At 41.0% G+C, this 20,529-nt stretch carries 11 protein-coding genes and 1 tRNA gene; 1 reads left to right on the top strand and 11 read right to left on the bottom strand.

From position 1 onward, the window contains the following. Window positions 1-13 precede the first annotated feature (13 nt). Both xseA and HXT25_RS04755 read right to left on the bottom strand, forming a co-directional pair. Window positions 14-1,369: an exodeoxyribonuclease VII large subunit gene (xseA, locus tag HXT25_RS04760; RefSeq protein ID WP_050543325.1), complete on the bottom strand. Its 1,356-nt coding sequence runs from the start codon at window positions 1,367-1,369 to the stop codon at window positions 14-16. 152 nt (window positions 1,370-1,521) lie between these two features. Beyond that, window positions 1,522-7,545 carry a S8 family serine peptidase gene (locus tag HXT25_RS04755; RefSeq protein WP_422118733.1) on the bottom strand — a complete coding sequence of 2,008 codons (6,024 nt, stop codon included), beginning with the start codon at window positions 7,543-7,545 and terminating at the stop codon, window positions 1,522-1,524. A 437-nt stretch (window positions 7,546-7,982) separates the two neighbouring features. Here HXT25_RS04755 and HXT25_RS04750 point away from each other — a divergent pair. Then, window positions 7,983-8,056: transfer RNA gene (locus tag HXT25_RS04750), tRNA-Lys, on the top strand. A gap of 792 nt (window positions 8,057-8,848) precedes the next feature. Here the strand turns inward: HXT25_RS04750 and tuf are convergent. The 9 genes from tuf to murD form a co-directional block, all read right to left on the bottom strand. Beyond that, complete coding sequence (gene tuf / locus HXT25_RS04745; protein ID WP_004112314.1) at window positions 8,849-10,048, bottom strand: elongation factor Tu; 1,200 nt, start codon at window positions 10,046-10,048, stop codon at window positions 8,849-8,851. A gap of 170 nt (window positions 10,049-10,218) precedes the next feature. After that, window positions 10,219-12,348, bottom strand: coding sequence for an elongation factor G (fusA, locus tag HXT25_RS04740; protein ID WP_004112311.1), 2,130 nt, complete (start codon window positions 12,346-12,348; stop codon window positions 10,219-10,221). 42 nt (window positions 12,349-12,390) lie between these two features. Continuing rightward, the gene (gene rpsG / locus HXT25_RS04735; protein ID WP_004112309.1) at window positions 12,391-12,861 is read right to left on the bottom strand and encodes a 30S ribosomal protein S7; all 471 of its coding nucleotides are present in this window, start codon (window positions 12,859-12,861) and stop codon (window positions 12,391-12,393) included. 3 nt (window positions 12,862-12,864) lie between these two features. Beyond that, window positions 12,865-13,236, bottom strand: coding sequence for a 30S ribosomal protein S12 (gene rpsL, locus HXT25_RS04730; protein WP_003813881.1), 372 nt, complete (start codon window positions 13,234-13,236; stop codon window positions 12,865-12,867). A gap of 279 nt (window positions 13,237-13,515) precedes the next feature. Continuing rightward, window positions 13,516-14,649 carry a cell division protein FtsQ/DivIB gene (locus tag HXT25_RS04725; protein WP_004122291.1) on the bottom strand — a complete coding sequence of 378 codons (1,134 nt, stop codon included), beginning with the start codon at window positions 14,647-14,649 and terminating at the stop codon, window positions 13,516-13,518. A 64-nt stretch (window positions 14,650-14,713) separates the two neighbouring features. Next, on the bottom strand, window positions 14,714-16,225 hold the full coding sequence (gene murC, locus HXT25_RS04720) for a UDP-N-acetylmuramate--L-alanine ligase (protein ID WP_422118732.1): 1,512 nt from the start codon (window positions 16,223-16,225) through the stop codon (window positions 14,714-14,716). A gap of 2 nt (window positions 16,226-16,227) precedes the next feature. Then, window positions 16,228-17,454: a UDP-N-acetylglucosamine--N-acetylmuramyl-(pentapeptide) pyrophosphoryl-undecaprenol N-acetylglucosamine transferase gene (locus HXT25_RS04715; protein WP_246979435.1), complete on the bottom strand. Its 1,227-nt coding sequence runs from the start codon at window positions 17,452-17,454 to the stop codon at window positions 16,228-16,230. 132 nt (window positions 17,455-17,586) lie between these two features. Next, window positions 17,587-18,915 (bottom strand): FtsW/RodA/SpoVE family cell cycle protein, encoded by a 1,329-nt coding sequence (locus HXT25_RS04710; protein WP_004124706.1) that lies wholly within the window; start codon window positions 18,913-18,915, stop codon window positions 17,587-17,589. After that, window positions 18,902-20,479, bottom strand: a complete 1,578-nt coding sequence (gene murD / locus HXT25_RS04705) for a UDP-N-acetylmuramoyl-L-alanine--D-glutamate ligase (RefSeq protein ID WP_004124704.1) — start codon at window positions 20,477-20,479, stop codon at window positions 18,902-18,904. The genes HXT25_RS04710 and murD overlap by 14 nt, the downstream gene beginning before the upstream one ends. Window positions 20,480-20,529 lie beyond the last annotated feature (50 nt).

Raw genomic sequence — 20,529 nt, 5'->3', positions numbered from 1 at the left:
ACAGCTTTAGACTTTACGACTTTTCTACAGAAGTAACGCTAGCTGTAATCAATCCACTTTTAAGAGTAACAGTTATATCATCGCCAGTTTTTACACGACTAGAATCATCGAGTACTTTCCCACCGCTAATTTGCACAACTGCGTAACCTCGATTAAGCGTTGATTGCGGACTAAGAGCCGTAATACTGGCATGCGCCTTTTCAACAGTCAAACTAGCGTCGTCAAGCAGCCGCACCAAACCATGCCTCATGCGTTCAACGGCCTGCTGCACAAACAACTCATGCGGCTCCAGCATAGTGCTCGGTCTAGTAAGGCTAGGACGGTTCGCGTAGCCTTCAATAAGCTGAATCTCGTTGCTAACTCGCGCAGAAATCCTCATACGCGCGTGTTGCAAAGCGTTATCAATCAACTGCCATTGCTCGTTAACATCTGGAACAACGCGCTTTGCTGCGTCTGTAGGCGTAGAAGCTCGCATATCTGCAGCCAAATCAATCAGCGTCCAATCGTCTTCGTGACCAATCGCAGAAACAATCGGAGTTACGCAAGCAGCCGTAGCGCGAACCACGCCTTCGTCCGAAAAACCAATCAAATCTTCAAAACTACCGCCGCCGCGCGCAACAATAATCACATCAACCTCTGGGTCTGCGTCTAGCTGCTTAATGGCCGCAATTACGTCCGCTGGGCATTGCACACCCTGAACATGCGCGTGAACCACCTTAAAACGCGTTACAGGCCAGCGCAAATTGACGTTTGTAATAACATCCCCCTCGGCGCGAGCTTGAGGCGCACACACTAGACCAATGCACTTTGGGAACTCAGGCAGAGGCACTTTATTCTCCACGTCAAACAAGCCTTCGCCTTTAAGCTTTTTGCGCAACTCATCTATTTGCGCTTTTAAGTCGCCAGCGCCAACACGTCTAATTTCGTCTGCAACAAAGCTCAATCGCGTTGCTTTTACCCAAATATCTGCCTTGCCGTGAACAACTACTCTATCGCCCTGCCGCAAATCTTTCGCTTGCTGAACAAACTTGCTAAAGCCCATTATGGAGATTGAAATGTCTTCGTTACTGTCTCTGAGCGTTATGTAGCCAGACGTAGACCTTCTCATGTTGATTTCAACAATCTGACCTTCTACCCAAGCTGCAGGCCACTTTTCTACAGCACCATGGAACTTTTGGCTTATAACGCTTACTGGCCAAGGATTTTCGGCAGTCGTGTCGGCTGCCTTCAGAGGAAGCTGGCGCGGCTGCGACTGCGACTGAACGAACGTTTGGCGCGGCTGCGACATAATCGTCTGCTGCGAATCTTGCGGCATATCTTGCGAAGCATCATCCTGGAATAATTGCGGCATCATATTTGACGAGGTCATGTTTACAGCTTGACTGCAAAGAGGGACAAACACGCGATAACTCTCGACAGTAGTGCCCACAATAAAATACTCCCCATGCGATTAAGCATGAGGAGTATTTAATTATTTAGAATCATAGAATCTAAAATTCAACTTCAGAATCTAAAATTCAATTATTTAATGCTTCGATTCCGCAATCTGCTAGCAATTAACGCAAAAGCACTAATTAGCATCAACAAAGTAACTGTAACCAGAGTGGAAACTGTTCCAACACCAGTTGCACTTAACTTTGAAAGCATGCTACTTGCATTAGTTTCCTTTGAAGATGCAGAATTGCTTGCACCAGAATTGGCAGCACCATTAGCTTTAGATCCGCTTCCGTTCTTACTTCCGCTACCGTTGGCATCAGCATTGCTTGCATTTGCAGATCCACTAGCATTTGCGTAACCAGAGCTCAAATAATCATTGGCAGCATTGCTAGAAGATTCATAATTCTCGTAATATGAATCAAATCCAAATCCTGAAGAACTTCCCAAAACACTTCCGAAATTATTTTCAGAATATTTCTGATTATATTCTGCAATTGTTTCTTCAGATGAAGTTGCATTAGCTGGAATAACCCACACAGTAGTCCATGCAATCTGCGAACCATTTTCATCAAGAAGAACAATCGTATACTCACCTGAATATCCTTCTGGGATCTTAGCGTCGAAGCGAGGCAACCCATCATCACCTAACGTTACCGTTACATACTTAGATCCATCTTTACCATGCAATAGCACAGGCGAAGAATAAATGTAAGCATAAGCATAAGCTAACTTATTCTTCTTAAGTTGGTTAATGAATGCACTTGTATCACTAGAAACTTTAGCATTAGGAGACTCAGAACCAGATTCAGCAGAATCATTCATTCCAGCAATCAGCATAACAACAGGATTGCTCTTACCAGCACGAGCAACGTTATTCAAGCGATTACCAACTACAAGATCACCTTTAAGTAATTGTTTTAGATCTGCTATTGATTCAGGAGCCTTAGGCGCTGAAGTCGACTCAGCAGGTGGATTTACAGAAGTATTAGAAGAGCCAGAATGTTCAGATGGACCTTGAGGCGTATCTTTCTTTTCTTTCTTTCTGTCAATCACAATTACCTTAGAAACCGTATCACTATCAGCGTTCGTATTAGTCGTAATATTACCCGCGTAATCAACAGCTTCTACTCTAATAGTATGACTACCGTTATTTAAATCAGCAGTTGGAATATCAAGACTGAATTCAGTCTCACCCGGCTTGCTAGCAACAACAGCAGCATTATCTTTACTATTATCAGAATCTACAAGAATATCTTCTATATTCTTCTTAACTAGATTATTTTTAGCAGAAGCGACAACTTTTCCATCAACATATACTTTTGCAAGTTGAAGATTATTATCCTTGACCTTCACCTTGATGGATCTATTATCACTAATAGTTTCATTGCTTTCCACACCAATATTAACTTCAGGATCCTTCTTATCAACAACTACAGGTATGAAGGTTTCCAAAGATGAAGCAGTTGTATTATTCACTTCTACATGAATAATATCCTTATCTTTTACAGCAAAATTCTTGTTAAACAATGACTTGTTTACCTTTTCACCACCACCATCTGTTGAGAAGAATTCACTAACTATACTTCCGTTTATAAACAGAGAATACCCAAAGCAATCCTGGCTCATAGAACCCTTGAAGTCCACAGAATCTTTATTGGTGAACAATGTATTACCGTAAACAATAGGTGCGTTAAACACAGCCTTAGCTGGATTTACGTCAAAGTAGAATCTTGCCTTAGTATCAAGGAAGCTTCTCTCTAATTCCTCTGTTGACCCTTCTTTCTTAACTTTTTCTTTAAGTTGCATACGGAAATCATTTATTCCAACATGCATAGGAAGCGTCACAGAAAAACGACCATCTTTAATTACAGCAACAATAGGATCTTTCAATTTCATATGACCGTCAACTATTTCAGCAGAAGGCGTGAACACTATGTTTGAAATCTTAGGTCCAACTTTACCTGTTACTGTAAAGGAATTACCACTTATATTAGGATTTGGCTTACCGTCTTTCAATTTTGGTTGAATTATATAAGTGTTAATTCCTTCAAACTTATTTGCGGATTCCTTATCTATTTCAAAGTCATAATCCTTGCTGAATATCCTATGAACTTCACTATCAAACTTATCTACTGGCTTCGTACGACCTTCTAAAGCAAACACTTTAGAAGAATCATTCGCACCATCAGATGCAGTTAAAGTAACTGTATAAGCAGTAGCATCAGGTTTAATAGTAACTTCGAATGAACCGTCATCATTAAGCTTTACATCATCAGGATCTACAAATTCTCCAGAAGAAGAACCGCTACCAACGGAAACACCACCATCAGGAGTTTGCGCTGTCTTAACATAATCCAAATGCATCGAAAGCTTGTCACCTTTATCATCAGTAACTTTGCCCTTAATAGTAACCTCACCGTTTTTAAGAACATCGAGATTATTATTTTTGTTCAAATTGGTTACTGTTATATTTGGAGCATGAGCATTGAAAGTTACATCAACTTCATCATTACCAATTGGCTTACGTTCATTGTTTAAACCTGTAACAACAATATGATTAACACCGTTCTCAAGAGGAACATAGGCGGCAAAAGCTGACTTATCTTTGAAGAATTTCTTATGCTCATCATCAACAGTTACAGTCTTATTCCCATTATCTTTATAGGTAACCGAAACTTTAATATCTTTCACATCATCGGAAGCATAACCGCCGATAGGAAGATAAAGATTATTGTCACCATCGAATTTAGACATGAATCTAATGGCCATAGTCTTACTTGCAAGCTTAGAGGCTCCATTTATAACAACATCTTTAGAATCCTTAGAATCCTTAAAAATCTTATAAACATAACCACTTTTATTTTCAGCAGAATCCTTAGTTGAGACATAAAGGAATTTAGCATCAGACCCAATATGAACTTTATAAGTATGCTTTGTCGCAGGATTAGAAGGATCAAAGTTTAACTTACAAGCACCCTTGTCATCTTTTTCCTGGCATGTTTTATCTACATTTCTAACTGCAGACCATTTGCCATTTATATGAATATCAGGCACATAAGTTTCGCTCAAATCGTCAGTGACAGTAATAATCACATCACCATTAGAGTCACGGTCAGAAACCTTAATCTTAGGAGCTTTGGTATCAAGACCAACCTTCATAGTGTAGGTTTGTGAACGATCAGAATTCTTAGACAATTTTGCTGTAACCTTGTACGTATATATTCCATCAGGAGCAATTACCTCTTTACCGGTTTTAGGATCGTATTCACTACCATCCCATTCACCAGTAGAACTCTCATTACCATGAGCATTTCCTTTAAGGCTCCTGTAATCACTACGGCTAAGATAATTGTCATAACCTAAATCTTTAACAAGGTTGCCCTTACTGTCATATATAGAATATCTGACTTCTTCAGCACTACGGAACATCATTACAGATGGAATGATAGTGTCTAAAAGCTTATCTTTGTTAGGAGAGAATGAACCTAATTTAGTAGCTTCACCCTCACGATTCACCTTTACTTTATTAGTATTACTTACCGCAGAAACAAGAGTTGTACTTGCTTTAATATCTGAAGAATACTCCTTACTAGGATCAACAAGAATTGGCTCTTTATTCCAATCTCCAACGAAACCTAGATATGGAACTGAGATGTTTGGTTGATTAGAATCTTTTGATTCAAATCGAATATAACCCTCAATATAGTGATTCCTACTAGTGTTTGGCTTAAGCTTAAATTCAACTGTTGCAACACTATTAGCTTTTACTAAAATACTGCCATTGCAATTTTGAGGAGTCAAATCCTCATTCTTACTTATATTTGTAACAGTATTTTTATTAGCTTCGTTTGATTCATTTAATACTTGTTGAGTTGGAACGTTGAAAGTTAAATCTTTGCTTCCGTAATTGTGCAAATCTACTTTAATAGTTCTTTCACCATTAACTTCACGAAGAGGAACATAAGATTCACCGTTAACAGTAGCAATAACATTTGTATCCATAGCTTTGTCAACCTGTGCCAAGCCAGCACCGATTTGACGAGGAACATACGGAACGCCCGTATCTTTACCATCATCAGTAAGAATCTTCGCAGTATTCATCAACGCTTGAGTTGCTCTCTTTGCGCGTTCTACTCTACTAATAGAAGGAAAACGATTCTTATAATATTGCACCATAAGTGCAGAAAGACCTGAAACATTTGGAGCAGCCATAGAGGTACCCGACATGTTTACATAATTGCCTTTACCGTTCTGAGTAGAAAATACGTTACCACCGATACCAGCGATATTAGGCTTAAAGTCGAGCTCTGGCGTTGAACCCCACGAAGAGAATCCTGAAGGATGCATGCTATCAGGATTTGGAGCGCTTACATAATCATTGCTGAAAGAAATCTTAACTTTCTTATTTTGCTTAAGATCATCGAGCATTTTTAAAGCGTCAGTACGCCTAATCGACACTCCAAATTTTTTGCCAAATCCTTCAATACCAGCCATACCAAGGAATTGTTCTGTACCTTTATCATTATTGTAAACAAGTATACCTGCGGCACCAGCTTCAAAAGCATGCTTGAATTTTGTAGCAAAATTGATTTTACCGCGCTCAACTAATACATATTTACCGTGAACATTTACGCTATCGTACTCATCTATATCAGGATCATCTGAATCATCATCGTATGATCTTCCATATCCTACAGAAACGACTTCACGCTCTTGACCATCAGGTTTGCCTGTAGCCAACCTATAAAGTATATCTGTACCTTTACTAGAACCATCTACTTTATAAGTTGCTTTTTTCTCTGTCATAACTGAATTTTCAACAGAAGCAACACTGAAAGCTTCAGGGAATGCAGAAGGCGTGCCAAGAGTCGCATCATCTAACTTTCCAAAAACATCATCTATTTCACCATTAGACGAAAAATTCAAACCTGAATTACCGGCAGAAATAACTGGAAGCACACCAACAGCTCTAGCTTTCTTTAATGCCAAACCTGTAATATTTGAGGCTCCACTAAAGCCGTTGATAGAACCAAGCGACATGTTTATAATATCCGCACCAAGCTCAACGGATTTTTCAACAGCAGCAGCAATATCAGCATCATCAGCACCGCCAGCTCTGCTAGCCTCATTCGAGAACACTTTCATAGCAAGTAGCTGTGCGTTTGGAGCAACACCATCTACACGCCAATTCTTGTCTGCTGGTTTACCTGTCTCATCTCCATTAGCAGCCACAATACCAGCTACATGCATGCCATGCTGTTCTTCACTAATATCATCTCTAACATTATCGTTTTGATCTGCAAAATTATAGCCGTCAGGAACTTTATCTGTAAAACCAGGCTTAGGCTTCATTTTCATATGAGCTTTTGCAGATTCATCGAGCTTCATATCTGGCTGATTCATATCAATACCGGTATCAATAATTGAAACTAGCATACCAGTGCCATCAAGCTTATACTTTTTAAAAGCCTCACCTACACCTTGTAAAACACGTGCATTGTTTTCCATTGTCCGGAATTTACGTGCTTTGTGAGCAGATTCAATTTCAGGCTCTTTTCTAAGTTCTAATACCATATTCTGAGGCATGGTTACCTCAAATGCATTCACCAAGTATCCAAGCTGACGGCGAACCTTCATCTTATATTTTTTGCACCATTGAGGGAGAAGTTTATTTTGTTGATTCTTACGTTCTGAAGCAATACTTTTTCCAATGCCACCTTTACCTTTAAGAGTAACTACAACATTTACTTCTTCTTTAGAATTAAAGTCAAATTCGTTTTTATACGCTTTTTTATAATCTTCTATAGCTTTTTCAAGCAATGAACCTTTATAAGATTCTTCCGTACCTTCATTCTTTTTATTTTCAGCAAAATCTTTAATAGCTCTTTTAATTTCTGCTTCTGTAGGCACATGACCTGAATCAGCAGCTTTGCTGAGCAATTTATTTGCACCAGAAATTGTGGTTTTATCAGATTTTTTATTAACATTTACGTTTGATACAGTTTCTGCGTATGCTGTAGTTAATCCGGAAAGCGGCACGATAAGGGTTGCTGTAGCAACTCCTAATGCAGCTAAGCGAGTTAAATATGATGCTCTTTTGAACTTCATAAATACGCTCTCCTTCAATGAAATACTTATAAAATATTTTTCACAAGCCTAGCATTGAGGAAAATAAAAAAAAAACATAAATATGTAAATTTTTATGCATAAACAGTTAAAAAATACGAATCAACCCACAAAGAACGGCTAAATATAGCCATTTCTAAAGAGAAAATTTTTCAGAATTGCGTTGATTATACAACTATAAATTAACATGTTGTTCACACAAAAGATTCAAAACTCGTTTTTTGTTACTATTTTTTATAAATATTGCTTATATTTATAAACATATGTTACTTTAGATAAACTTCTTATCGAAATTTTTCCGAAATATAAAATGTGAAACCAAAAAGTGTTATAGCACTAATAACAAAACACGACACGCCGTAACTTGCAAATAAATCGATTCTGAGTATAGTTATTACTCGGCTCAAGAAATGACCAACGCCCCTTTAGCTCAGTTGGTTAGAGCAGCTGACTCTTAATCAGCGTGTCCAGGGTTCGAATCCCTGAGGGGGCACAAACAAAACCCAAGCTTTGCGGCTTGGGTTTTTTCGTATTTAGATTTTTCATTATTCACATATGATTTATGGGCTATAGGCCAAAAAGGGGCTATAGGCCAAAAAGTGTGTAAAGCTAAGCTGATTAATCTTCTGGCGTATAAGCCACAGTACACACACCGTTAATAACTCAGTTAACGAACTGAGAAAATAACGGTAATAGGCACGACACTGTTAATAACTCAGTCAGCCAACTGAGAAAGTAAGGGTCATATGTTACTAGTGCAGTACGTAATCTGCGACAGTAACAGCGTTTGACGATTTATTGTTAAATATTCAGCTAATACATGTTTCGAACACCAAAGAACATAAGAAATAACCCACATTCTATATGCCGCGAGCCGTACTGCTATAAGGGTTATGAACTGATTTTTTACACACTTTTTGTCCGGGTGGCGAATGTGCAGAAAACAGATTTGATTACCGCAAAACCCTTGTATTGCAATGCGTGAGACATGATTTATTACACACTTTTTGGCCTATAACCCCAATATTCCAACAAAAGACTGACTCTCAGACACACTTTCGCCATTTACACAATAACATTTAAAAAAAAAACAATGTTGTGATAATTTTTGTGATAACTATAAAAAAGTAAAAATTCAAAACACGCTAAACAACGCCAAACAACACACCAAACAACACAAAACGATCTATGTGTAATTCTTCAACAGAAAATACAAAAAGACCCCACGATTTTCCTCATGGGGTCTTTTCTAAGACTTAACTAATATCTTCAGTTAGAAAAAATACTAGGCAAGAATCTTGGTCACACGACCAGAACCAACGGTACGGCCACCTTCACGAACTGCGAAGGTCAAGCCCTCTTCCATTGCGATAGCCTGGATCAACTCAACAGTGAAGGTTGCGTGATCGCCTGGCTGAACCATTTCGATGCCGTCTGGCAAGGTGATAACGCCAGTAACATCGGTGGTACGGAAGTAGAACTGTGGACGGTAGTTGGAGAAGAATGGCGAGTGACGGCCACCTTCGTCCTTGGTCAAGACGTAAACTTCGCCTTCGAACTTGGTGTGTGGAGTCACAGAACCTGGAGCAGCCACAACCTGACCACGCTCAACGTCGGTACGGTTGATACCGCGGAGAAGAAGACCAGTGTTATCGCCAGCCTCTGCCTCATCCATCTGCTTGTGGAAGGTCTCGATAGAGGTGACGGTGGTGGTCTGGGTATCGCGCAAACCAACAATCTCAACTGGGGTGTTGATTGGGAGCTTACCACGCTCAACACGACCGGTGACAACGGTACCACGACCGGAGATGGTGAACACATCTTCGATTGGCATCAAGAATGGCTTGTCAAGATCGTGAGTTGGGGTTGGGATGTACTCGTCAACAGCCTTCATGAGTTCCTTGACGGTCTCTACCCACTTGTCGTGGTCTGGAGCGTCATCATGCAAAGCGCCGTAAGCGGAAGTACGGATGACTGGGCAATCGCGATCGAAGCCGTTTTCTTCGAGGAGGTCACGAACCTCTTCTTCAACGAGATCGATAAGCTCTTCGTCGTCAACCATATCGCACTTGTTCAAAGCAACAAGAATTTTTGGAACGCCGACCTGCTTAGCAAGCAAGACGTGTTCACGGGTCTGAGCCATTGGACCGTCGGTAGCAGCAACCACGAGGATTGCGCCATCCATCTGAGCGGCACCAGTGATCATGTTCTTAACGTAATCAGCGTGGCCTGGGGCGTCCACGTGAGCATAGTGGCGTGCAGCCGTCTGATACTCGATGTGGGCGATGTTAATGGTAATGCCGCGCTCCTTCTCTTCTGGAGCGGCGTCGATCTGATCGAAGTCATACTGAGGGTTCAGATCTGGATACTCGCCATGCAGCACCTTAGAAATAGCCGCGGTCAAGGTAGTCTTACCGTGATCAACGTGACCGATGGTACCAATGTTAACATGCGGCTTAGTACGCTCGTACTTTTCCTTTGCCATGTGTTTGTCCTCCTGGACGTCTCGTAGTTTGCTTCACAACCTTATGTGAAGCCTCTCGCTACATATTTACTGGGTTTCTGGGTTAGGTGCCACTTCGGTGCCAGAACCCAGTCAACGTACGAAATTCTAGCGTTGACTAGGGACACAAAACACCGAAGTAGCGTGCGCTTTTACTCGCCGCGCTGGGCTTTAATAATCTCGTCCGAAACAGCCTTTGGAACTTCCGCGTAAGAGTCCATCTGCATGGTGAACATTGCACGTCCCTGAGTCTTGGAACGAAGATCACCAATGTAGCCGAACATCTCGCTCAGTGGAACCTTAGCGTCAATAACCTTAACGCCAGTAGCGTCGGTCATAGACTGAATGTTTCCACGACGGGAGTTCAAATCGCCCATAACGTCACCCATGTACTCTTCTGGAGTACGAACTTCCACTGCCATAATTGGCTCGAGGATTACTGGGTGAGCCTTAGGAGCAGCTTCCTTGAAGCACATGGAACCTGCAATCTTGAAGGCCATTTCCGAAGAATCAACGTCGTGAGTCTGACCGTCGGTAACGGTTGCTTTAACGCCAACCACTGGGAATCCTGCCAAAACGCCAGATTCCATAGCTTCCTGCACACCTGCGTCGATGGAAGGAATGAATTCCTTAGTAATGTGGCCGCCAGTGACCTCGTTAACGAACTGATAGACTTCGCCAGATTCTGGATCGATTGGCTCGAAGTTCATCAAAACCTTTGCGAACTGACCAGAACCACCAGTCTGCTTCTTGTGGGTGTATTCCTGGTTCATAACAGCCTTACGAATGGTTTCACGATAAGCAACCTGTGGCTTACCAACATTCGCTTCGACCTTGAACTCGCGGCGCATACGATCCACAATAATGTCGAGCTGAAGCTCGCCCATACCAGAAATCAAAGTCTGACCAGACTCTTCATCGGTCTTAACCTGGAAGGTAGGATCCTCATCAGAAAGCTTAGCCAAAGCCAAGCTCATCTTTTCCTGATCTGCCTTCGTCTTTGGCTCCACAGCAACCTCGATAACAGGATCTGGGAAGGTCATGGATTCCAAAGAAATTGGGTTCTTTTCGTCGCACAAAGTATCACCAGTGCTGACATTCTTCAAACCAACGAAGGTGTAAATGTTTCCAGCTTCTGCAGAATCTACAGGATTTTCCTTATCTGCGTGCATCTGGAAGATCTTACCAACACGTTCCTTCTTGGACTTGGTGGAATCGTACACAGAATCGCCTGGCTTAACTTCACCAGAATACACGCGCACGAACACAAGCTTTCCATAGAATGGATGGGTTGAAATCTTGAACACCAAAGCTGCAAATGGATCGGTGTTTACTGGCTTACGATCAATTTCAACAGATTCGTCGCTTGGATCAAAGCCCTTAATAGATGGAACATCTTCTGGGCTTGGAAGGAAGTCAACAACAGCATCCAGCATTGGCTGAACGCCCTTATCCTTGAATGCAGAACCGCAAGTTACTGGGAAGGCTTCGCGAGCAATAGTAAGCTTGCGAATACCCGCGCGCATTTCTTCTTCAGAAAGCTCTCCAGATTCGAGGTACTTCTCAAGCAACTCTTCGTCAGCTTCTGCAACCTGATCCATAAGCTCGGCACGATATTCTTCTGCACGCTCCTGCAAGTCTGCAGGAATGTCAACGGTGTCGTAGTGGGCACCCATATCGTCCTTAACGTCATTCCAGACGTAAGCCTTCATACGAATCAAGTCAACAACACCAAGGAAGTCGTTTTCAGCACCGATTGGAAGCTGAATAACGAGTGGCTTAGCGCCAAGCTTTTCCTTAATGGTCTTAACAGAATAGTAGAAGTCTGCGCCCAACTTATCCATCTTGTTGATGAAGCAAATACGTGGAACGCTATACTTATCAGCCTGACGCCAAACGGTTTCAGACTGAGGCTCCACGCCTTCCTTACCATCAAACACTGCAACAGCACCGTCAAGAACACGCAAAGAACGCTCAACCTCTGCGGTAAAGTCAACGTGTCCTGGTGTATCGATGATGTTGATCTGGTAGCGATCGTCAGTGTCATGAGTCTGACGCTGCCAGAAGCAAGTGGTTGCAGCAGACTGAATAGTAATACCGCGTTCCTGCTCCTGTGCCATGAAGTCCATGGTGGATGCGCCATCGTGAGTTTCACCGATCTTGTAATTCTTACCAGTGTAGTAAAGAATACGCTCGGTGGTAGTAGTCTTACCAGCATCGATGTGCGCCATGATGCCGATGTTACGAACCATATTCAGGTCGTTAAGCACATCTTGTGCCATATTATTATCCTTAGCTCTTTAAGATACCGATTATCTTGTGGATTACCAGCGATAGTGAGCAAAAGCCTTGTTTGCTTCTGCCATCTTGTGGGTATCCTCGCGGCGCTTTACAGAAGCACCCAAGCCATTGGAGGCATCGAGAATTTCGTTAGCCAAACGCTCAGCCATAGTCTTCTCACGACGAAGGCGGGAGAAGTCGGTAAGCCAGCGCAAGGACAAAGTGTTTGCACGAGCAGGCTTAACTTCGACTGGCACCTGGTAGGTTGCACCACCGACGCGGCGGGAACGAACCTCAAGGCTTGGACGAATGTTATCGAGAGCGCGCTTCAAAACAGAAACTGGCTCCTGCTCGGTCTTTGCCTTCACCTGCTCAAGAGCAGTGTAGACGATGTTTTCTGCGATGGACTTCTTGCCATCGAGAAGAATTTTGTTAATCAACTGAGCCACGACGGTCGAGCCGTAGATTGGATCAGGAAGCAGCTGATGCTTTTTTGCAGGTCCTTTACGTGACATGTTTTACTTCGCCTTCTTTGCTCCATACAGGGAACGACCCTGCTTGCGGTCCTTAACACCCTGGGTATCGAGAGCACCACGCACGATGTGGTAACGCACACCTGGGAGATCCTTCACACGGCCACCGCGCACGAGCACAATGGAGTGCTCCTGCAAGTTATGACCTTCGCCTGGAATATAGGCGGTTACTTCAATACCCGAGCTGAGGCGCACACGAGCAACCTTACGAAGCGCAGAGTTTGGCTTCTTAGGAGTGGTGGTGTACACACGAGTGCACACGCCACGACGCAACGGGCTACCTTTCAAGGCCAAAGTCTTTGACTTCTTAGGCTTGGCCTGACGTCCCTTACGGACGAGTTGTTCAATCGTAGGCAACTTAAGTTCTCCGATTCATTGTTATCTTCTATTTGGTGAAAACCGCCACACTGCAGCACACCTTAAACCATGAATCGGTTAAAAGAGTAAAAGCCACAGTCCACCGGCCCGATGGCCCTCGTGCCTCCAGCCACGCATTACTGCGCGCTATCCTTGGCACTTGGGATATCCCAACGAGAACACCTATAACATAAGGCGCACCGTTGGCACACACGAATTACTATTATACATCCTTGCTTGACAATTAAAATACGCTTAAATAAGATCCGCTTAAACGAACTACTTTAAAATAGGTCTCGCGGGAGCAGAAACATCAAGACGTTGCCTGTTTCCAATTTTGCTAGGATCATTGATAATCACGTCTACAATCGCCTTTTTAAGATCTAAATCTGAAGAATCACCCCAAACAATTACACGATGAATTTCTACATTAGAAACAGTGGAAGAAATCTCAGTTTCAACAGAATCCTGAGTTCTGGCACTAACTCGCGTTACATGTGAACGAAAATCTTCAGACAAAGAACTTACAATTTTCAACGCCTCACGTACAGCCTTACTGCTCAAACTCTTGTGAACGTCTGTAACTTCAATAACTGGAATGCCTGTAGTAGGAACATTTTCAACTGCATTAAGAACTCTACCTTTAACGTCAACAGCTGTTAATTTTTCACTACCGTGAGATTTAAGCATCGCAGCAGGCTTTTGCGCCCTAACCGTTATTTGCAATCCTTGAGGGAATTTTTTTGAAACCTTAGCTTCTGTAACACCAGGTATGTTATTAAGTTGCTCAATTATTTCTTGAGATGACACTAAAAACAGCGATTTATTTACCTGATTAGATGCAATAGACGAAATTTTTTGCTCACTAACCCATTCGTTAGAGCCAAGAATACTAATATTTTCAGACTTAAGTCTAAATATAGGAGAAAAGAATAGAACCCAACATAGCAATGTTATAGATGCAATTATCAGAAAACTATAGAGTAATCTCAACAGAATCGTACGTAAACTAGCGAACTTTTTTTCTTTTTCTCTAGCACTGAAATCTATAACTTTAGGCCTAGAAACAATACCCAATGGTCCAGCGGTTGAACGCAAAGTCTGTTTTACAAAATCAACTACAGAAAGTCTCCTAGCATCTACAAAAGTGTTTTTAGAAGCATTATTTTTTGTAGATTCACCCGATACAGAAAACTCTGCAGTTACAGAAGACGCAGAAGATTTAGATGCAGTTGTAGGCACGGAAGATGTAACAAACTCAATAGAACTATCAGATGTAGTTAAATTCGATTTTGCTGTTCTACCTTTTTTGCGCAATGATTTTTTAGAAATCAGGTTACGATTTTCCGCATCGTTTCCAGTCGTACTAGATACAGTACGACCTTCAGACTTGCTAAAAATCACACGCCCCATACACTACCTCTTAAATCAGCTTACGACTTTTATCTGCTTTAAAGTTTTATAAACTCTTATAAACTCACAAACTTTTGGAACTCAATGCTTCAAGCATAACAGATGTCATAGCTGTGATACTTCCTGCTCCAACAGTAAACAGCACATCGCCATTTTTTGCTCGATTAGCCAATTTTAGAGCACCTTCACGCATATCTTCCACTGCCTCGATATTAGACGTAATATCATCTTTCCTAGCTACATCAACAATAGTTGACGCGTGAATATCTGGGAAATCTTCCTGTTTTTCTCTAGCTGGGAAAATTCCAGTGACGATCACGTCATCTGCAAGAGATAATGCAGATGCAAATTCGTGCGCAAAAGAGCGAGTTCTAGAAAACAGGTGCGGCTGGAAAAGAACACGAATACTAGCATTCGGATATCTTCTTCTTGCAGCGCGCAAAAGAGCATCTATTTCCGTAGGATGATGCGCGTAATCGTCTACAACCGTTACTCCATTAACACACCCACGGATATCGAATCGCCTAGAAGCCCCACGGAAACTAGAAGCACCATCTGCCGCATCTTTAGAGCTCATGCCTAAAAGCATCGCAGCAATAATAGCAGCACATGCGTTCCTAGCATTATGCAATCCTGGAATTATAAGATTAACGTCTATAAAATCGCCATTAAATTCAATAACAAACGATTCACTTCCGCTACCCGTTTTTTCACTTTCATGCTCAATAAAAGCAAATTTTACAAAACTTTTCACTCGATCATTCAACAAAGAAACATTATCTTTATTACTTGCGTAAACGATTGTTTTTTTAAGAGAATCATCGCTTAAAGCATCTAAAACGGCACGAGCACCATCATCATCTGCACAAATCACAATATGCCCAAGAGCATGGCTTAAATGTTCAACAAAAGCCGAGCGATAATTTTGCGCATTTCCATAATGATCCAAATGATCCGCTTCAACATTTGTAACAATTGCAATATACGGATTATATTTTTCAAAGCTGCCGTCGGATTCATCCGCCTCCGCAACCATAACGATTCCGCTGCCAGCATGGCCTCCGTCTATTTCACCACCATCTTGTGCTTGAATAGATCCGCCAATCGCATAACTCGGGTCTGCTAGATCACCTTTACCACAAACTCGCAAAATATGTGCTAAAAGTGAGCTTGTTGTAGTTTTGCCATGCGCTCCAGCAACAGTTACTCCCCTTTTAGCACTTAAAAGCAAGGATAAGATATCACTTCTGTGTACAAGTTTCACACCATTTTGATAAGCAGCAATAATTTCAGGATTACTCGGCTTAATCGCACTAGAATACACAAGAATATCGGAATTTTTTACATGACCTGCACTTTGACCTATTTTTACATTTATCCCAAGTTCTTCTAAGCGTCTTGTGTGGTCATTTTCTTGACAATCACATCCACTTACTTCTACCCCTTCTTCGTGTAACATTTCTGCCAAAACGCTCATTCCAGCTCCGCCTATTCCAATAAAGTGAACAGAGCCTAACGAAGATATAGTCTGGTCTGCTTCAAATGCTGAGCGCATAGGATTCATATTAATATTCATAATTATCTTCTGCTTTCTTTTGCAATATCAAGAATATATTTTGCCATTACGCTTGCAGCATCACGAATGCCATATTTCCAAGATTTTTCACGCATTTGTTCAAGACGATTTGTATTGTCAAGCAATTTCAACACATTGTCACGAATCCAGTCAACAGTAAAATCAGAATCGCTAACCATAATCGCTCCTCCTGCATCCACAACAGGCTGTGCGTTAAAACGCTGCTCACCATTACCAATCGGCAGCGGAACATAAATTGCAGGAAGACCAATAGCAGATATTTCTGCAACAGTACCAGCGCCAGACCTACAAATCACCAAATCTGCACAAGCAAAAGCCCAGTCGATCCTCTCCAAATATTCACAAATATGATAATCACCTAAACCTGCATGCTCTGGCTTAACGTCGTTTATTTGATTAAGACCAGCCACTCGCGCAACATTATCTTTAACTTCTTTAGACTTTCCAGAACCCGTAAGATGAACTATTTGAGCACACTTAAGCAAATCGCCAGCAGCAATAGAAACAGAATCGTTCAAACTTTTAGCACCTAAAGACCCACCCGTAACAAGTACAATAGGTCTACTTGGATCTAATCCAAGCTTTTTAGCACCTTCTACCCTGGCTAAATCAGAATCTTGTGTAATTTGTGCGCATAAATCAGATATCGCTTTTCTAAGAGGCAAACCGACTCGTAACGCTTTTGTGCACGAACCTAATTTTGAGCATAAACCAGTGCCATCATAAACACAACCAATCATGTTAGCCCAACGCGCACCAAGTTTATTTGCCATTCCAGCACGAGCATTCTGCTCATGAATAACAATAGGCAATCTCATGCTGTGCGCTTGCGAATAAACAGGAGCAGAAGCATAACCACCAAAACCAACAACAACATCAGCGCGTCTTTTTTTCAGTATTTCACGAACCTTATTCTTTTCACGAACCCATTTAAAAGGAAACTTAAACATGTATAAATTAGGTTTTCTAGGAAAAGGAACTTTCTCAATAACATCAAGCGGTAAACCAGCTTGTGGAACAAGAGTTTTTTCTAATCCAACATTAGTTCCAATAACACTAATTTTTACAGATTCATCTAAATCTTTTAATGCGCTAGCTACAGAAAGAAGAGGATTAACATGACCTGCTGTTCCGCCCCCTGCTAAAACAACATGCAAAGAACCTTCATCGACATTATCGACAGATGAATCAGAGTTCACATCTTCCATATAAACCACCTACATTCAAGCTAGAGTGAATCTAAAATAAATTTAAATCAATCTAAAACCACTAATTATAATAATTTCTAACCTAATCTAAAACTTTAATCTAAGACTAAACAATTAGACAATAACCAGACTTTAACGTTTATTGTCATCCTCACTAGAAACTGACTTAATACTGCTATTAACACTAGGCTTAATATAAGGGTTACTTCTAATAAAACAGTCCGCAACACCAATACTCAACAAGCACATAACTAAAGACGAACCACCAGCAGAAATAAACGGCATAGGAACACCCATAACAGGAAGAACTTGAACCACAACCAATATGTTTATTAAACCCTGACCTACAATCCATGTAGCAATACTTATAAGAGATATCGAAACAAACTTACTATGAGATTGCAATGCGGAAGTTAACAAACACCATCCAATAACAATATAAAGAAGAATCACACAAGACGCTACAAAGAATCCCATTTCTTCGCCGATAATCGCAAAAATAAAATCATTATGAGCATAAGGTAGATAATTCCATTTTTCTCGAGAATTACCTATGCCAACACCCATAAGACCACCAGAAGCCATAGCGTATTGCGCATGAATAGCTTGGAAGCACACGCCTTTTATAGACTTAGCATCACAACCATGGATAGTCGCAAGAATACGCCTCATACGATTTTGACTAGTAATAACCAACAATAAAACAGCTGCAGATGCAGATATAAGAGCGACAACAAGCCACTTTGTAGGGAATCCTCCTATATAAAATGCGACTACGGCTATAAGAAGAATAATCAACGCAGTACCAAGATCTTTACCAGCAACAACAAGAAGCAATGAAACTCCAAGAGCCGCTACAGACGGAATGTATGCGCGCATTTGAACACGCTCATAAGCTTTCTTAGCCAATATAAGAGCCATAGGAAGCCAAATACATATAGCTAACTTGGTTATTTCTGCAGGCTGCATTGTAAAAGGACCTATCTTAATCCAGCTAGCATTACCATTAACCTCATGTCTAATTCCTGGCACAAAAGTCAAAAATTGCATAAAAACAGATATTGCGTAAATAACAATAATCTTACTTTTATAGAAATCGACTGGAAGACGAGAAAAAATCAAATAACCAATAAATCCAATAATGCAATAAATCAATTGACTTATTCCAGAACCCCAAGGACCTGCTCCATAAGTAATCATAGTCACTGAGGAACTTGAAAAAACCATAAATAAGCCGAAAACGGAAAGCATTGCAACAGATATTCTTAAACCATACAAACACCATAATGGGTTAAATATGCTACGAATACCAACGTATTGTTTAAAAGCATGACTGTTTTCATTAAAAGTTTCATACGCTCTTGACGATTTAGTAGAACGCTGTTTTTTACTAGAAGAAAACAATCGCAAAGGCTTTTTATTAGCATTGTTAGGATTAGATTTTTTGCTATTCACGTTCATGACTATTAACCCATCGCTCAGATTCTTTAGCAAAACGAGATCCGCGATCCGCATAAGACACAAACTGATCCATTGATGCACACGCTGGAGCCAGCAACACAACATCTCCTTGTTTTGCATAACATCCAGCAGCATCAACTGCTTTAGAAATAACTTTTTGACCTAGAGAAGAATCTGGGCTAATAGTCTTATCGTTTTCCACTTTTTTAAGAACAGAATCATCCGCATAATCAAAAGACTCACAACCTGTTCCATCTGGAGAAACAATAGTTACTGGAATATCTTTTCCATTAGCATTAAGAGCCTCTATAATCGGTTTTTGATCTACACCAATCACAACAGCAGCCTTTATAATACTTCTATTATCTTTAACTAGATCTTCAAAACAACCGCCTTTTGCAAGCCCCCCAACGATCCAAATTACAGATTTTTTACCAAAACTAGAAATAGATGCTGCTGCAGCGTGAGCGTTAGTAGCCTTTGAATCATCTACAAAACGAATCGAGTGTTCAGGAAGATCATCGTTAGCATTTAAAGTTGCAACAGTTTGAATCCTGTGACCTCCTGGAGCAAAGTTACACAAAGCTTTTACAGCATTTTCAACATCTGGATTCAACCCTAATGTAAGAGCTAAAGCAGTCAAAGCATCTGCAAGAAGATGAGGATATACGCTTCCGTCTGGTTCGCATAAATGCTTAAGATCCCTTAGCTCCACTAATTTAACTGGATCTCCAACTTTTCCGCCAGCAACACCACTCTTATCTACAATCCAACCATTTTCAACACCTATTTCTCCAGATTCTGGAGGTTCAAGTGTAAAACCAATTTTCTTACAACCATCTTCTACTTGAGCGTTACTTGCAAGTTCACTTACTCTAGGATCCTGAGCATTATAAACAAGAGCCTTTTTAACCCCATTAAAAACTTTAGACTTGTCTTTTGCGTAAGCTTCAATCCCACCGTGCCAATCTAAATGATCCGCAGCAATATTAGTAATAGCTGCACAATCTAATCTCATCGAATTAGTAAAATGAAGCTGGAAAGAGCTTAATTCTACACACAAAACATCATGTTCTGATTCCATAGCAGCGTGAGAAACCGATTTTCCAATATTTCCTACTGCAGGAGCATCAAAACCACAAGCAGTTAGCATTTCGGAAGTCATCTCTGTAGTGGAAGTTTTTCCATTCGTACCAGTGATTCCAACCCAAGGTGCAGGATTATTGGTTTTATCTGAGTTTACACGAACAAGCCAAGCAAGCTCCACTTCACTAATAACTGGAATATTACGCTTCTGCGCTTCTAGAATAAAAGGTGTACGAGGATTAAAAACAGGAGATGTTACAACAGCATCTATATTATCCCAATCAATCTTGGAAAAATCGTGTACCTGAGCCTCTTCCTTACGCTCATCTGCAGTAATCGCTGTAGCACCAACAGATTTAAGCACTTCTACAGCACCAATGCCAGAAACACCAAGACCCGCCACAAGAACATTATTGAATGGGAACTTCTTGTGGAACGACAATTCCCTAAGCAAGCAATCTTCTGCAACGCTGCTCATATTATTTAACCCTCACCAATTACCAAGTAGATACTCAATTACTAAGTCAA

Source organism: Gardnerella sp. DNF00476, from assembly GCF_049262735.1.
Classification (GTDB): Bacteria; Actinomycetota; Actinomycetes; order Actinomycetales; family Bifidobacteriaceae; genus Bifidobacterium; species Bifidobacterium vaginale.
The sequence above is the reverse complement of the archived record's forward strand: the minus strand, read 5'-3'. Positions and strand labels throughout refer to the sequence as shown.

Coding starts and splice junctions, on each gene's coding strand:
- tuf (WP_004112314.1), bottom strand. CDS start 10,048: ATGGCAAAGGAAAAGTACGAGCGTACTAAGCCGCATGTTAACATTGGT.
- murC (WP_422118732.1), bottom strand. CDS start 16,225: ATGAATATTAATATGAATCCTATGCGCTCAGCATTTGAAGCAGACCAG.
- rpsG (WP_004112309.1), bottom strand. CDS start 12,861: ATGTCACGTAAAGGACCTGCAAAAAAGCATCAGCTGCTTCCTGATCCA.
- HXT25_RS04715 (WP_246979435.1), bottom strand. CDS start 17,454: ATGGAAGATGTGAACTCTGATTCATCTGTCGATAATGTCGATGAAGGT.
- murD (WP_004124704.1), bottom strand. CDS start 20,479: ATGAGCAGCGTTGCAGAAGATTGCTTGCTTAGGGAATTGTCGTTCCAC.
- HXT25_RS04755 (WP_422118733.1), bottom strand. CDS start 7,545: ATGAAGTTCAAAAGAGCATCATATTTAACTCGCTTAGCTGCATTAGGA.
- HXT25_RS04710 (WP_004124706.1), bottom strand. CDS start 18,915: ATGAACGTGAATAGCAAAAAATCTAATCCTAACAATGCTAATAAAAAG.
- HXT25_RS04725 (WP_004122291.1), bottom strand. CDS start 14,649: ATGGGGCGTGTGATTTTTAGCAAGTCTGAAGGTCGTACTGTATCTAGT.
- xseA (WP_050543325.1), bottom strand. CDS start 1,369: ATGACCTCGTCAAATATGATGCCGCAATTATTCCAGGATGATGCTTCG.
- fusA (WP_004112311.1), bottom strand. CDS start 12,348: ATGGCACAAGATGTGCTTAACGACCTGAATATGGTTCGTAACATCGGC.